The sequence below is a fragment of the Methanogenium sp. S4BF genome, assembly GCF_029633965.1.
In the GTDB taxonomy this organism is placed as follows: domain Archaea; phylum Halobacteriota; class Methanomicrobia; order Methanomicrobiales; family Methanomicrobiaceae; genus Methanogenium.
The window spans coordinates 169913-184773 of sequence record NZ_CP091277.1; the positions used below are offsets into that span (position 1 = coordinate 169913).

The window sequence follows — 14861 nt, forward strand, 5'->3', positions numbered from 1 at the left end:
ATGTGCCAATTAGAAATCATTTTTTACTCAGGGCCTGCCCCGGTTCAGATGATTGGCGTAATCTTTTTTTAAGAATATCTCCGTTTCTGGTTTTTCTGTTATGCCATTAACAGTTGCTGGCCGGATGGTTAATATTTACGTGACGAAAAACAGATGATCAAACATATCTTTTAGCGACATTCCGGGGCTTTTTTTTCAAATCTCCTGATTATCTGAAATCCCCGCAATTGACAAAAATACCGTGTTTTGCTGAATGCTTTGATAATGCACATGGATTGAACGTTTTTTTCATATTTTGATGAAACATCACGAAATATTTGGTGAATCAATATAGCGGATCGTTATTTCTTTATATCGGGTCAATGAAAATCTATCGCGAATCTGTGGATTGGCATGCACCTGATTGTTTCCAGATGCAAACATATTGAAATAAGAATCTCTCCCAATGGTGGGCCCTTTATCTGGCATCTCATGTCGGGTGAAACCCATGTACGTTCTGAAAGGAATTGTATTGGAGTAATACCATGTATAAAAATATTCTACTTGCAACTGACGGATCTGAAAATGCACGACGTGCGGCCGATGAAGCGGCAGGTTTTGCAAGGATTCTGTCTTCCCATGTGATCCTGGTATATATCATACAGACTCCTCCTTCGCAATCAAGAATGGTACAGGCAAACTTTGATGTACATTCCCTTCTCATAGAAGATGCGAAATCCAGAATAAATGATATTATTACGATTTTTGAACAGGGGGATTTGTCATATACATTAAAGGTTGCAATAGGTGATCCCTCAACTGAGATAATTGGAATTGCCGAGAGGGAAAAAACTGACCTAATCATCATTGGCAGCAGGGGTCTTGGAACTATAAAAGGCGTATTTCTGGGAAGTGTAAGTCAGAAAGTAACTTATCATGCGAAATGCCCTGTCATGATTGTAAAATGACGGGTTTTTTCCCAAAATAAATTGGAATGCTCTGTTGTACAGACAAATAATGGACGCTGGATCGTCCGGCAATAGTGAAGGGAAAATCTGTGATGAAATTTCAGATTACCTGGGTGCAATCCACTCGAATTAATTTTTGAATTATCTGTTGTCTCATGAAGGGTATCCTGCACCGGAATTCTTCAAAACCTGATGTATCATATCCTGATGGTGAACTGATCATCTTCATCAGCTGCATTTTTCAGGCAATTTAAAGAGTGATTCTGGCTGTATGGCGGTGGCATCCTCTATATCAGGGGTTATCATCACCTCTGTCAACCGACCTGAACGTATCTTGTTCATATTATGTTGGGGTGAAGTACATGCAGTGGGTGTGCCTGATTGTGTGACTATAAGGTTGGATTTTCAGAGTAATTTTTCGAAAAAAAAGGATTATTCGAGAAGAATATCAAGCGCTTCGTCCCGGTATGATTCCATGACGTAGGGGATGCCTGATACTTCTGCTGCTTCCGGTGTAAGTGCCATCACGTCGTTTCTTGAGACTGAACTGAAGCTGAAGTTGCGGCTTCCGGCCATCATCTGCTGCATTCCTGTTCTGAAACGCTGAGCATAGGTGTAAATACCGACTGCTCCGAGTGGAATCTCATCGATTCTTCCGTCGTACTTCTCTTTAAGCTCCTGGTAGGATACAAAGATCTCTTCAACTGATGAACCATATTTTGAAACGCTCTTTGGCAGTTCGTCATTCTCAATCCATTTGGCGATGTTCTTTCCGACCATGCCCGGGATCATGAGTGCACGGCCCATGCAGACTGCCTTGAAGTACGGTGCACCCATGCAGAGCGCCTTGAATGCATTTGCTTCGTCAGCAAATCCGCCGGCGATTGCGAGGTCAGGTACACGGTAGCCCTTCTTCTCAAGCTGTGCTGCAAAGTCATATGCAAGGGACTGGAGATAGAATGTCGGGATACCCCATTCGTTCATCATTGGCCATGGGCTCATTCCTGTTCCGCCCGGTGCGCCGTCAATGGTAAGGAGGTCAATCTTTGCTTCTGCAGAGTAGCGTATTGCCATTGCAAGTTCCTTCATTGAGTAGGCCCCGGTCTTGAGGGTGACACGCTTGAAGCCGATGTCACGGAGGCGGTCTACTTCTTCCAGGAATCCTTCTTTGGTGACAAACCCAAGGCGGGAGTGGCGCTCGAACTCTTTGATTGCACCGTCTTCAAAGGCTTTCTGAACGTCGTGGCGTGTGGGGTCCGGAAGGACGATGTATCCACGTTCTTTCAGTTCAGTTGCACGTGAAAGGGAACCGACTTTAATTTCACCGCCGATGCACTTTGCACCCTGTCCCCATTTCAGTTCAATGGTTTCGAGGTTGTGTTTGCTGGATACGTATTCTGCGGTACCAAGGCGTGTGTCTTCAACGTTGAGCTGAACAAGAAGTTCTCCATACCCTTCGTGGAATTTCTTGTATGTCTCAATCCTTCTGTCCATCTCAGGTGAGCTTTCCACCATTCCGTTCTGGTCAAGCTTAAGGTCTGGGTCTACACCACAGACATTCTCACCACAGACAAGGGTGATTCCAGAAATTGCAGCACCGATTGCGAAGTGCTCCCAGTTTTTACGTGCAATGTCTGTAGAGCCGAGTGCTCCGGTAAAGATAGGCACTCTCATCGGGACTTTAATATCCCATCCATATTCCACTTCAGTATTTACATCTTCGAATACCGCGGTATCTGAGTCTGCTGTTACGCCCGCGGGAAGTCCGCGTGCACCAACTGCATATCCGTGGATGTTGAGGTGTGAGTAGTCAATCGGGTAGTTTTTATCTGCACCTGCAGTTACTTCTCCGAAGGGCCCGGGATAGAGTACTTCACGGCCTCTGAACGATGAAAGCCAGATGTCACAGTTTCCTTTGCATCCGTCAACACATCGTGAACACATGCCTGACATTGGCACGACATTTTTTGAACGGTTGGATGTGTGGACAGCATCGTTTGAATTGGGTGTTTTAAGGTTTACCATAATTTCCTCCAAATTTTTCGGGTATTACAGGATATCAGTAGAACTCACGGATGCCCTGCGATACGGATACCAAATAAAATTACAGGAGTTTTAATCCTGAATTGTGGCATCTTACCAGACATGCCTTTATCATCCGTATTTCTACGAATGCTTACAGACATCTTCCTTCTAACGGATATAAATATTTCTATATATTCTATAGTACCGGGGTTGAATCTTAGTACGTATATAGGGAGAATGTATGATAAAACCCGGTAAATAGTTAAAAAAGGGGAAAAAGAGAGAATATGGGACCTTTTTTCAGTAAAATTTGATTCCGACGTCCTTCATATTGTTGAATTTTGCAATGTTGAGAATGAGGGGGGTTATACTCTCGATGATTGATGATGTTTCAAGGGGTCCTGCATCAAATGCGGTAAGTTCAGAGACTTCTTCTACAAGTCCCATTACAATTTTTTTTGCATCCTTGTCATCCCCACAGACTGCAACTGAATAATCCAGTGTTTCATCGAGGTTTTTCCATTTTTGTGCAGAAATGTTGTTGAATGCAGCAACTATCTTCGCACTTTCAGGCAGCATTTTTTTAATAGCAAGGGCAGCTGATCCTTCGGCAGGCGGGTTGTAATAGAAATGATCCGATTTTCCAATGGGGTTTACCGGTGTGATTACAATCTTATTTTCAAATCCGGTCAGAGAACTGATTGTCGATTCCAGGTGCCGGTAATTGACAGAAATTACAATAATATCGGCAATATCGACTGCTTCCTGGTTCGTTGCCCCGCAACAGTGGGCTGAACAGCCTCTCTCTGAAAGGCATTGGACCATGCATTCACTGCTCTCACACGCTTTGTCTTTGTCACGTGATCCTATGATGATCTGGTGGTTTTGTGAGAGGCGGTGGGCCAGACCTTCCCCGATATCACCTGTGCCTCCAATGATGCCGATTTTCATAATTATTCCTGATGAGGATGTCAGCGATAATATGATAAAAGGGTATCTTTTATGAAAATGGGGCTCAGCTAGCCAGCTAAATAGCGGGGCTTTCTCTGTATTGCATAGCAGCACCATGGAGAAAACCGAAGATTCTGCGGCTGTTCATGTTCCAATGGGGTCATTTCTATATATGTTGTTTTTCATTGCCCCATTGAATGTCTATTTTCCACCTTTCTGTCCGGAATGATGAAATACTGGAATGAATGGAAAAATGCTGCCCGAAGTCTTTTGCCGGATGTGAATGGAATTTATGTTCTATTACCTTTTTTACTGCCTGAGGGAGTGTCTCACGGTAATCAGATATCTTTCAAAACTCCGTTTCCTGAGTGTAATACCTGCATGCCTCAAAACGGGATATACATCGATCAGGAGATCCGGGGAATGATTATGCACCTGCAGATGGGAATTACTGGGAGAGGTCAAAAGTATGCGGATAAAAATCTGTGGTATCACCACAAAAGAAGATGCAATGGCTGCAGTTGCCGCCGGTGCAGATGCTATTGGTGTGATTTCCCATTCCGCTGAATCAAGGCGCAATCTGCCTGATTACAGGGTGAAAGAGATATTTTCAGCCGTAGGTTCTGATGCAATCTGTGCCATTGTCACCCACACAACTGACCCGGATGAACTCAGGGCTGTATGTGCGCTCCGGCCCGATGAGATCCAGATGAGCCACCCTTTTCCCCGTACGATGGTTCCCTCTTCGATTCATGTTGTCCGGGTCGTCTCGCCCGGGATGGTTGTACCGGACGATTGCGATGCAGTGATTGTCGATGCGAGTATGGGGAAAGGAAAACAGTATGATTTTGAATATTCCTGCTCAGTGCGACAAACGGCAACGGTTCCGGTCTATCTGGCGGGAGGCCTGACTCCTGAAAACGTTGGTACGGCAGTGAGGGCTATCCATCCGGATGGTGTGGATGTGGCGACGGGGGTCGAACGGTCTGCCGGGGTTAAAGACCATGCCAAAATTCGTACATTTATCCGTGCGGTAAGAGAGGCCGAAGTATTCGGGGAAAAATGTTAATGAGAAGTCAGAATTGAACATTCAGAGCCGAAAATTCAGGGTGAGATGATTCTTTTTATCTCATCCCTGAATGCCCCGGCTTCCTCTTCTGTCTCTGCCTCAACATAGAGGCGCATAAAGGGTTCTGTGCCGGAGGGGCGCAGAAGTGCCCACATTCCCTGACGGTTGACTCTGACCCCATCCGTCAGATCGGGATTCTCTCCTGAAAATGTTTTTTCTGCCATTTTAAGGAGTTCTTTTGGTGAATCAGTGTAGATTTTATCTTTCAGCATTGCATGGGGCGGCAGTGTCGCCCGGAGTTCACTGAGTGTTTTCCCGCTTGATTTCAGCAGTGCCACCATCGTCGCGGCAGTCATGGCGCCGTCACGGCAGTGCTGGTGGCCGGGAAGAATGAGCCCTCCGTTTCCTTCTCCACCAAAGACGACGGTTTTTCCTTCTTCTGCCAGGGCAAGCATCCGTCGTGCGACAGATATGCTCCCGACACGCGTGTACTCGACAACGGATCCTGTTTCTTCAGCAATGCGTTCTGCCAGGAGTGATGTACTGACCGGTGTTACGACAATACCGGGCGTGGCTGAACAGATGAATCGTTCAACAAGGGCAAACTGTTCATTCTCCTCCAGGTATTGTCCGGTTTCATCGACAAAGACTGCACGGTCTGCATCACCGTCATGGGCAACACCAAAGGCCGCACCGGTTTCGCGTACGAGTTCTGAAAGAGGCTGCAACCCTTCCGGTGTTGGCTCCGGCATTCTGCCCGGAAATGTCCCGTCCATCATGCCGTTTATGGTGATCACGCGGCACCCCATCTTTGTGAGAATCCGGGGTGTGCTCTCACATGCCGGGCCTGACCCCGGGTCAGCAACAACGGTCATTCCATCAGCATTGATATCTTTCCAGTATCCGGCAACGGCATTGATATACTCATATATCATTTCCGGAGAGGAAGTGAGGCTCCCCATGGCTTCCCATCCCGACAGGGTGAAGTCTTCTCCAAAAAGGTGCCCTTCAAGGCAGATGGTCTCATTATCGTCCATCTCTGTACCGTCACCTTCGATTATTTTCACGCCGTTATATTCCGGTGGATTGTGGGACGCAGTGATGACCGCACCGGCATCAAAGTGTTCGCGCACCAGATACTGGACCGCAGGGGTTGGAAGCACGCCGAGATCAACAACGTCGCATCCGGTTGCAAGCAGGCCTGCTATCATTGCACGGGATAGTGCAGGCCCGGATGTACGGGTATCACGGCCCACGCCGATGCGTCCCTTTCTCATGCTTCCGAGTGCCATTCCTATCTTCATCACCAGTTCAGGGTTCATCTGTTCCCCGATGATACCTCGTACTCCGTTTGTTCCGAACAGTTGTTTTTCAGGTGTTTCCATGGTATTCTCCTTCCAGTGTTTTTCCTGCATCATGTAATTCATGTTTCATTCTGTCGATACCGTGCATTAGTGCTGCGAATGCTTCCTGACGGTGACGGGCGATAACAGCAATATAGGTGAGGTCATCTCCTGCAGGAATGATTCCTGTCCGGTGGTGGAAACGTACACCCAGCACACCGGGAATCTGTTCCATCTCTCTGCGTATATCTGCGGAGAGTGTATGGATGGTTGTGGTTTCTGAAAAGTCCAGTGTTTCTGTTATATCCGTCCCGGTGATTCTTCGTACGATTCCGTTAAATGCGGCTACACATCCGGTATCATCTGACATGCAGTCTCGTTTCAGCTCCCGTACCAGTCCCTGAAGGGTAAATACCTCGGCAAATTCACCGATATGGGTAAGGACATCTTGCGGTTCTGGAGTCCTGAGGACGCATCTTTCAACTTCCAGATCTCCGATAACAACTTTTGGAAATGGTTCTTCTTTATGCCCTTCAATGATGGTGAATTCTATTCCCTGATCGCAAAGAAGGTTCAGTATATCATGTAGTGATCCGTTGCGTATGGCGGCGATTGCTTTTTCCGGGTCTGTTCCGATGACAATGTCTGCCCCATGTTCGTAGTGGGTTGTTGTGTCTTTTCCGGGGGGTTGTTCAAAATAGTGCGAATGAAGGTTTTTAATCACTGCAGTTTTTCCCTGTTTCATCAGGAGGGGGATGAGGGAATGAATAAATGTGGTCTTTCCACTGTTTGACCTGCCGACTACGTGTATAATTCTCATATGGCTTCTCCGTCTATGGACATTTCGTCCTCGTCCTCATCTTCTTCATTCTCATCTTCTTCCTCTTCGTCATTTTTCACAGATTCCCGGTTCCGGATCATGGATGCCGCTTCTGCAACCTCTCGCATGACTTCGGTAATGCGGTCCTCGATATCGATTTCATCATCAATGTCGATCGATGTGCCCTCTACTTCCAGAAGGAATCGGGCAACTTCGGAGGATTCAAAGAGGATATCGTCGAGTTCATCTGCGGTAAAGAAACCACAGAGGGCGCCATAAAAAAAGGTTGCTCCTGACTTTCGTACTTTTCGTTTGAATGAACTACGTGCCTGATTTACTGCCTGCGGCGAATAGGTGTCTGTCATGAATGGCACGAGTTCCGGGAGGTTTTCACCGATAAATGTCATCTCTGCGCCCCCTCGTGTAGTAAAGTCGGCGCAGAGTCGGGCGATTGCCCATTCCCGTGCAGTTACATAGGTATGTTTCCGGAGAAACTGGTTTACCCGCCGGTATGCGGCGCCATCGACCTTCTGAAACTTGCGGTATTTGTTGATCCGCTCTTTATCTTCAGGGGTAAGTGATGTTCGTCCCGGCATCAGGACTGGCAGATCAGGATTGAATCCGAGGATGGCCTGTACTTCCTCCTGTACTTGTGCATACGATTTCTCTGACGGTGATATGCCGGTTTCACCCACGATTTCAGAAACCGGAGGTGTGGCTTTGGTAGGGTTGTTATTTGGTATTTTTTCCCTGTCCTTACCTGCAATTTCACGTTCTGTGTCCTTTTCGTCTGTTTCTTCTGTAAAACCGGCTGTGGGGGTGTCGGTTAATGCGGCTGGTTCGTTCTGTTCTTCCCGAAGCATTTCTTCTGTTGGCTCAGAAGAGTCGTTATGCCCGTTTTCGTCTTGCGGGAGATTCCCTTCAACAACCATCAATTAATATGGGGTTGTTCCATTCATCAACCTTATGGGATAGTTCGGAATTTTCAGTGAGATATATAGCATCATATGGTTCTACCGGTGTGGACTGCGGTCCTGCATGGCCTTGCCAGCTCCTTAAAATATCTTTCAAATTGCTCATTCTTGCGTTTGGATCATATTCTGATTGAATGCCGGGGGTGGTGGTCCTTTTCAGCTAAGTTGGGTGTGTGGCATCATGTGCGTCTTGGCTGTTTTGAGGGGGGTGTTCCCTGGGATGGGGTTATGTAAGGGTGTTTCGTTGGTTTCCTGAATTACATGGATTACAGAATGTCCTGCCTTTCATTTTCCGATTGAATGCCGATCTGCCTGTCTGTGGGTTCTGAGGGGGGGTGTGGGGGGTGCCAATTTTTCTTTGTTTTGGTGTTTGCAGCGGGTGCAATTCTGTGATTGCTATTGTATTCCTGCATATCTGTATGTGGGGTATTTTGGCAAATGAATTAAAATTGGGCATCGCATCCATATAGCATCATATGGTTTATTGCCGTTGTGGTGGCATGTAAATTGTTCAAATTATTCTGACGATTTGCTGATATTCTGTGATTTTGCGTCAGATTTTTGGTTAATTTGTGTGCAGATGTGGTTTCTGTCGGGTGGTTTGAAATGAGTCGGGATTCTAGTGTCGTTGGGGGTCAAATCGTATTTTCAGGATGCTATAGATCCTCCAATTGTCTTTCCAATTGATATGTCGGGGTTTATTGACCGGCTGGTGCTGGCCTGTTTTCCAAAAATGCTGCATTGGTATGGGTGATATTTCAGGATGTCGGGATGGGGTTTGTAGGAGGTGGGTGGGGTTCATGTCATTGGTCCGAGTTTCCGTGTATTGGCTTGGGGAATTTTCTGCGCTTATGTGGTGGATTTTTCACCATCCGGATGGAGAAAATTGTGTCAGGAATGGCTGGCATCCTTAATTTTGATTTGTCCTGGGTGGTAAACGGCGCCCTTTTTCCATGCGGGGCCTGGTGTTTGTGATGTGTATTGGTATGGTGGGTGCGGCACTTCGCTCAAAATTCCTCTAAAATTACTGTGTGATTGACGTAACCATTACTGTATTATTGAGGAGCCATCTCTAAAATCGCCCTAATTTTGGCTTAATTTCCATACTTCATTCACATTTGTACAAAGGGGATTCGACTTGACCCTCAAATCGGGCCTAATATTCACATTCAATATTGGATGATGAGTTTTTGGGAACTGCGTCTCAGTTTTCTCTATTTTGCCTCGGGGGGGGCTTCATGGCCGAAAAATCTCAAAAATAATCGGAATTGGATTTGACAAGTTGGATTCAATTTGTGGGCAGTCAAAGCAAGTTTCATTGTCTGAATGTCGGTGTTGTCTGAAATTTAAGCCCAAAATGGGGCGATTTATTGGAATAATTTTCAGAATGCCTGGGGCTGTCAATTTCTATTTCGCCATAATTTGAGGGAATTGGGTGAATTGGCAAACTTGGGCTGTATGCATCTCAAAGGGGGGGTTGCAACCCGGATGCCACTGCTGAATCTGTATTTTTTGGTTCTTTTTTCCAAAGGTGGTTTATTGGGGTTATTTACTTCTGGTGTTTCTTCGGCTTCTGGTTTTTTCAATGCGGTGCAAAAAGAGTGGTTGGGGGTGGGGGTGGTGTGGTGATTCTGCCGGATGTGGGTGAAATGTGGAGTAGAATACAAATGCAGTCTCAGGATTATCTTTTCTGAAGAGGTAGTGTGGTTCATCTGCAAGGGTGAAATGGCAGCAGAGGGGTCTTTATGTGGCCGTTTCCTGCCCTTTAATGGGGTGGATACTGTTTGTTGGATATATTGTTGGGTTAATTTGTTTGTTCATCTCAGAGATATCAAAAATAGTATTACTGAATTGTTTCCATTTTTGAGTCAGTTTTTTTTTCATTTGTCCGGTGAAAAAAGGCTCTTTTGATACCTGTAATTTTGGTAAAACAGCAAATCAATGGGTGGGGTGCATATGTGTAATTCTGGCGTAAATGAGCGAAAAGGTTCCAATTACTCTTAGAATTGTGTGTTACCTTATGTAACGTGGGTCTAAATCGTTCTTAGTATTTGCTTTAATCTTCTGGCCGCCAGACAAATGCGTCAGATCAAGTGGTGTTTTTTGTGTCTGGTTTTTGGGTTCAGCCTGGCTGAAATCCTCTTTTTTGGTCTGAATTGTTTAAATTGGGCAAATTTTCTGAAGAATTCTTCTCGTAACTATTTGTTACATCATCGTCGTACTTGTGGTGGGTGATCCGTTTTTTCCGGTTGCATGTCAGAAATGGCTGATTATCATTGGAATTGAAGAATTGGGCGTATTTTTAGCAGATTGATTTCTGGTAATCTTTTTGATAGGGGTGTGACTGTTTTTTCCGTACCTGCATGTTTTGTGATATCTTTTAAACCGGGCTCAGTAATCGCCTGAATTGTTAATTTCGACCGCAAATTGTGGTTGCGGGGTTCTGTTACTATTTGTTACTATTTGTTCCGTATTTTTGTTGTTGTTCTCCTTCTCTTGTGATATTTTTTATGTACTCTGTGTTGTTCTCTTCGGTAATCCTGGCTCTGATTCTCCTGCATTATCTCTTTGGATATCCTGGTGTCCGATTCTTCCCTCTCGCTCTGGGGTTTCTGATTTTTGCGCGAAATGACTATTCTACGCAAAAAGCATATAAATGCTTAAATCAAAGAAATAGCTATGCAGGCAGATTTTTTTTCAGAGTGGCTTCCACGGTTCCTTCATCACCTCAGAATGAGGAATTATTCGCCTGGTACGATAGCAAGTTATGGGCAGGTGATCCGAAAATTTGGATATTATCTCTGGATCTGCCGTAACAAGGGTATGGAAAAACTTGTGGTATACTGGCATGATCTGGCTCATGGGCGCCTTGATACTACGGTGAATACGACTCCGATTGCAATAGATGATTATCTGGCTTTTTTAACGTCATTGCGTGATTATAAAGCTAAAACTCTGCATCGGATCCTGTCATCACTTTCGTCATTTTATCGGTATCTGTATGCTCAGGGCGTTATCGGATCTAATCCCCTTCCGGCAGTGGGCCGGCCCAGGATCAAGGAGGCGGAGCTCAAATATCTCAAACATAATCAGGTGATGCTTCTCTTACAGTCAATTCCTGATGGTGATGCCCGCGACAGGCTGATTATTCGGCTGATATATGCTACCGGAGTTCGTGTGTCTGAACTCTGTGGTATAACGCTCTCTGATATCGATTTTGACGATTATACCATACGTGTTTTAGGTAAAGGTGGGAAAATACGGATTGTTTTTGTTGATGACGAGACACTTGAAGAGATACGGAAATTTAGTGCGGGGAGGATTGACGGGCCCTTGTTTGTAGGGCAGATGGGGCATGCAATCTCTCCCCGTACTGTCCAGTACATATTCAATAAATGGGCTCCTAAGGGCATTACGCCCCATAAGATCCGTCACTCATATGCATCTGAATTGTACAGAAGATCGAAAAATCTCCGGGTTGTACAGGAGAACCTCGGGCATTCCTCAATTCAGACAACTGAAATCTATCTGCACACTGATGTTGATGAAAGGAGGGATGTTTACCAGCAGTTCTTCCCCCTTTCACGGCAGGATTAGATATTTTATTCATCGCTTTTTTATGCGTGCTCTTACGGTGAGTCTGAGAATTTTTTCATGAATCCTGGGTCCTGTCAATATCTTCGAATGATTCATTTCTTCCGTTTTTGATGGGGGCGGGGGGTGTCCCTCTCTTTGTGAATCCTTGTGCACTGTGTGATGGGTCATGTGGGGTTTGTGTGCTGTTATTGTGTTATTCCTGTGCAAGGTTGCGAGTTCGGAGGTTATTTGCTATATAATTCTCCTAATGGTCTGTTTCTCTGCCCTTTTTTCATATCGTTGTTCTATCTGCTGCCCACTGTTATTCAACAATAAACTGTATGTTGCTATATGATTTGGGCATGCCATTCGATCACCAATGGTTGGTCGGTTTGCTGAAAAAAGGGTGAAACTATCTCTCTGATGAGGGGTGTTCATAGGCACCTCGAAAAAGTGTGGCTTTTTCGAGGTGCCGCCAGATCAACAGATATTCTGAATATGTGAGTGAAAAGAAATACAAAAAAATTCCAACGATGGGGGAATATCAGAATAAGCAAAAAGAACCATTCCGAATCAATTTTATTTCTGGTTTGATGGACCGTTTTCGTGAGGGTATCGGGGGGTCGATGACAATAACAAAGTGGGTTTGGGGTTTTCGGGTACGCAGGTGTTAAAGACCTATGACGATTCAGCAATTCAAGATTCCAAATGGGCCTGTTTTTGGTTTGACAATTAATGGGGGCATCTGGCATGAATGTGCTGATGCCTGAACTGTATCCAGCATATGTCTGCTATTAATAGAACGAATGTGGACCGAATGGGGCCTTGCAGTGCTGAAGGCGATTCTCCGGTGGTATAACAATAGGGGGCAGGAGGCGGATTTCAGCTGTACCTGTTCTCTCTAATCTGCTTCAGGGTGATAATTGGCATTTTCCCCTGCCCTCGATCGCAAACGGTGCGCATTTGATATGATCGGTCGGGGTCAGTTCTTATCTGAATCAATGCAGAATGAATCTCGGAAGGCTGATGGCGGCCGATCCTGCTGTTTGCATGGACAGGCAGTGAATCTGTCCTTTTTTCTTTCCATTTGGTATTCACTGGTATGCATGGGTCGGTGAATCATAAAACGTCGGATTTCGTTTACCAGCAGTGGATATGTGGGGAATCTTTGGGCAAAAAGTGTTTTCTTGAAATACTGCAGCTCTCAAGGAAAGCAGCCCTTAAAAAATACTGAATACTCCTGAAAATGGTGCTCAATCAAATGAAGAATCTGGTGCTGGTATCTGCTGGAAGCTGACTCATTCTGCATTTTATGACAAATCATCCTCCGTATGCCAGTATCACGGTCATTATTTCGGGTGTATTATTTCGGGTGTATGGTGGTGCAGAATCTGGAATATCTGCCTTTAGTAATAAAGGGGCTGCTGTGGTGCGTATGAGGTTATTATTGTTTCTTCCGGATTATCAAATACCATCGCGTAAGGGATTTGCCACTCGGATCCCGTGTGGAGGGGGCTGTACCTGAAATCAGGCCGTCTTTTTTTCATATATGTGGGTGGAAGTTGGATGAGTGGGTATTCGAGTGATCTGATTCTCTATTTTATTATATATTGGTGGTTTTGTCCTGCATTTGGGCACATGTCAGAGATTGGTTATTGGAGGTGTGGCACTCCTCTCCTGTTCTATCTGGTAGGGATACGGTGAGACAAAAAAGATCTGCTCAGCTATCTGAAACGTGAAACGGGATAAAATAAGGGTTATTCATTTATTACTTAACCAGTCTCTGCACAACGAACAGTGCTCCAAGAGCGGTGAATATGCCGGCATATAAGGGAAGTCCTGAGGCTGTGGGTGTGGGGATGGAGGGTTCCGGAGATGCAGATCCATCTGTATCAACGGGTGTTTGCAAGGGTGCAGTCGTTTCCGGAACAGATTCCGTATTCTCAAAGGTCATGAGTGCATATGTCCCGGATTCTGATATCTTTGCAACAAGGGTATTGCCTTTCAGTTCAGTTGGGAGGATAGTCCATTCTCCATTTTTGTATTCAGCAATAAACCGTGCATTCGTCTCGAGTCCTTCATCACCTGTGATTGAAAAGTCTGCCGGCTCACTGAAACGGAGTGATGCCGGTGAAAGCACATATGCTCCGTAGACAAGCTCCCATTCATCCGGTATGTCTTTAGGATGGGAATTTTTCATAATTACAATGTCCTCGGCTTCTGCTCCTGACATGGTTTCTGTCAGGGCATTTAGTGCTGCATACCCATCGATTGATGATGCTGTTATTTCTGTGTCCTGGGCTGCTGTATCTGGTGTTGCTGTGGGGTTTGCTGAATATTCAACATCATCACCGCCCGATGAGGACTGTGTCGGGACTGCTGTTGGAACTGTTGTCGGGATTGCTTCGCCCACCTCTATTTTTTTATGTAATGCTTCCGTTCCGTCAACAGATACGATGATGGTGGCCGTCCCCTGGTCCATATTGTTAATGGTATATGATATTGATGAGTCGTCAACTCCTGATTTCACTCCGTTCAGTTCAAGAGAAATTGAAACCAGGCTGGCTTCCGGCAGGGCTTTTCCGGTGATCTCAAGCATTGCTATCTCAGATCCCCCGTTAATCAATCCGAAACTTTCCTCATCATTTATAACGCCATCTCTGACTGGGTGGTCATCACTCCCGAATCCAAGACTTTTAATCGGGCTGTCCGAGTCCTGCTGGTACCTGAAATTGGTCCATATGATTGGTTCCGCCTGTACTATTACAGTTGTATCGGAAAGCGTAAATGGCATATTCAGGTTATTGGACGAAAATGCAAACTCCTGATTTTCTTCAGGTACAATATCTGCGCCGATGTGCATGGAAAAGGAGCTGCCGTCCTCAAGTCCCTGAATTGTTACGGTTATTTGTCCCCCTTCTTCAATATGGTCAGGTCCTGCGGTTATCGAAAGTGCCTGTACTCCTGATGCAAGAAATGCAATGATGAGGATGCACAGAAGTGTTATGTATTTTTTTTGAGCCATGCGATTACCTGATTAATATTTTCAGTAATATGATATGAAATTGCTGTCATGCGTATTTTCAGGTCCAAATAATCCCCTATCCAATACTCTATTATGGTCCTGATTTCATCACAAATCTTAAATGAATTGCG

At 45.3% G+C, this 14861-nt stretch carries 10 protein-coding genes; 4 read left to right on the forward strand and 6 right to left on the reverse strand.

What is annotated here, in order from left to right; translation table 11 throughout:
* The first annotated feature begins 524 nt into the window (after positions 1 to 524).
* Positions 525 to 947 carry a universal stress protein gene (locus tag L1S32_RS00840; protein WP_278155493.1) on the forward strand — a complete coding sequence of 141 codons (423 nt, stop codon included), beginning with the start codon at positions 525 to 527 and terminating at the stop codon, positions 945 to 947.
* A gap of 432 nt (positions 948 to 1379) precedes the next feature.
* Here the strand turns inward: L1S32_RS00840 and L1S32_RS00845 are convergent, their stop codons facing one another.
* Both L1S32_RS00845 and npdG read right to left on the reverse strand, forming a co-directional pair.
* Positions 1380 to 2972: an FMN-binding glutamate synthase family protein gene (locus tag L1S32_RS00845; protein ID WP_278155494.1), complete on the reverse strand. Its 1593-nt coding sequence runs from the start codon at positions 2970 to 2972 to the stop codon at positions 1380 to 1382.
* A gap of 300 nt (positions 2973 to 3272) precedes the next feature.
* Complete coding sequence (npdG, locus tag L1S32_RS00850; RefSeq protein ID WP_278155495.1) at positions 3273 to 3923, reverse strand: NADPH-dependent F420 reductase; 651 nt, start codon at positions 3921 to 3923, stop codon at positions 3273 to 3275.
* Positions 3924 to 4392: 469 nt separating this feature from the next.
* Here npdG and L1S32_RS00855 point away from each other — a divergent pair, with 469 nt between their 5' ends.
* Entirely contained in the window at positions 4393 to 4992 is a 600-nt protein-coding gene (locus L1S32_RS00855) for a phosphoribosylanthranilate isomerase (RefSeq protein WP_278155496.1), read from the forward strand.
* Between the two features lie 35 nt (positions 4993 to 5027).
* Here L1S32_RS00855 and glmM read toward each other — a convergent pair whose 3' ends face one another.
* From glmM to L1S32_RS00870, 3 genes are read right to left on the reverse strand one after another with little or no spacing between them, the layout of a single operon-like run.
* On the reverse strand, positions 5028 to 6377 hold the full coding sequence (gene glmM, locus L1S32_RS00860; protein ID WP_278155497.1) for a phosphoglucosamine mutase: 1350 nt from the start codon (positions 6375 to 6377) through the stop codon (positions 5028 to 5030).
* A complete protein-coding gene (gene mobB / locus L1S32_RS00865) occupies positions 6364 to 7155 on the reverse strand; it encodes a molybdopterin-guanine dinucleotide biosynthesis protein B (protein WP_278155498.1) in 792 nt (263 codons plus the stop codon). The genes glmM and mobB overlap by 14 nt, the downstream gene beginning before the upstream one ends.
* Positions 7152 to 8087 carry a DUF5806 family protein gene (locus L1S32_RS00870; RefSeq protein ID WP_278155499.1) on the reverse strand — a complete coding sequence of 312 codons (936 nt, stop codon included), beginning with the start codon at positions 8085 to 8087 and terminating at the stop codon, positions 7152 to 7154. Before L1S32_RS00870 ends, mobB begins: the two co-directional genes overlap by 4 nt.
* 1473 nt (positions 8088 to 9560) lie before the next feature.
* Here L1S32_RS00870 and L1S32_RS00875 point away from each other — a divergent pair.
* Together L1S32_RS00875 and xerA are read left to right on the forward strand one after the other, a co-directional pair.
* Positions 9561 to 9758, forward strand: a complete 198-nt coding sequence (locus L1S32_RS00875) for a hypothetical protein (RefSeq protein WP_278155500.1) — start codon at positions 9561 to 9563, stop codon at positions 9756 to 9758.
* 1050 nt (positions 9759 to 10808) lie between these two features.
* On the forward strand, positions 10809 to 11726 hold the full coding sequence (gene xerA, locus L1S32_RS00880) for a site-specific tyrosine recombinase/integron integrase (protein ID WP_278155501.1): 918 nt from the start codon (positions 10809 to 10811) through the stop codon (positions 11724 to 11726).
* Between the two features lie 1747 nt (positions 11727 to 13473).
* Here xerA and L1S32_RS00885 read toward each other — a convergent pair.
* Complete coding sequence (locus L1S32_RS00885) at positions 13474 to 14730, reverse strand: hypothetical protein (RefSeq protein ID WP_278155502.1); 1257 nt, start codon at positions 14728 to 14730, stop codon at positions 13474 to 13476.
* Between the last annotated feature and the right edge of the window lie 131 nt (positions 14731 to 14861).

Bases quoted from the DNA above. Each gene is read 5' to 3' on its own strand.
- L1S32_RS00840 (WP_278155493.1), top strand. From the start codon at position 525: ATGTATAAAAATATTCTACTTGCAACTGACGGATCTGAAAATGCACGA.
- L1S32_RS00845 (WP_278155494.1), bottom strand. From the start codon at position 2,972: ATGGTAAACCTTAAAACACCCAATTCAAACGATGCTGTCCACACATCC.
- npdG (WP_278155495.1), bottom strand. From the start codon at position 3,923: ATGAAAATCGGCATCATTGGAGGCACAGGTGATATCGGGGAAGGTCTG.
- L1S32_RS00855 (WP_278155496.1), top strand. From the start codon at position 4,393: ATGCGGATAAAAATCTGTGGTATCACCACAAAAGAAGATGCAATGGCT.
- glmM (WP_278155497.1), bottom strand. From the start codon at position 6,377: ATGGAAACACCTGAAAAACAACTGTTCGGAACAAACGGAGTACGAGGT.
- mobB (WP_278155498.1), bottom strand. From the start codon at position 7,155: ATGAGAATTATACACGTAGTCGGCAGGTCAAACAGTGGAAAGACCACA.
- L1S32_RS00870 (WP_278155499.1), bottom strand. From the start codon at position 8,087: ATGGTTGTTGAAGGGAATCTCCCGCAAGACGAAAACGGGCATAACGAC.
- xerA (WP_278155501.1), top strand. From the start codon at position 10,809: ATGCAGGCAGATTTTTTTTCAGAGTGGCTTCCACGGTTCCTTCATCAC.
- L1S32_RS00885 (WP_278155502.1), bottom strand. From the start codon at position 14,730: ATGGCTCAAAAAAAATACATAACACTTCTGTGCATCCTCATCATTGCA.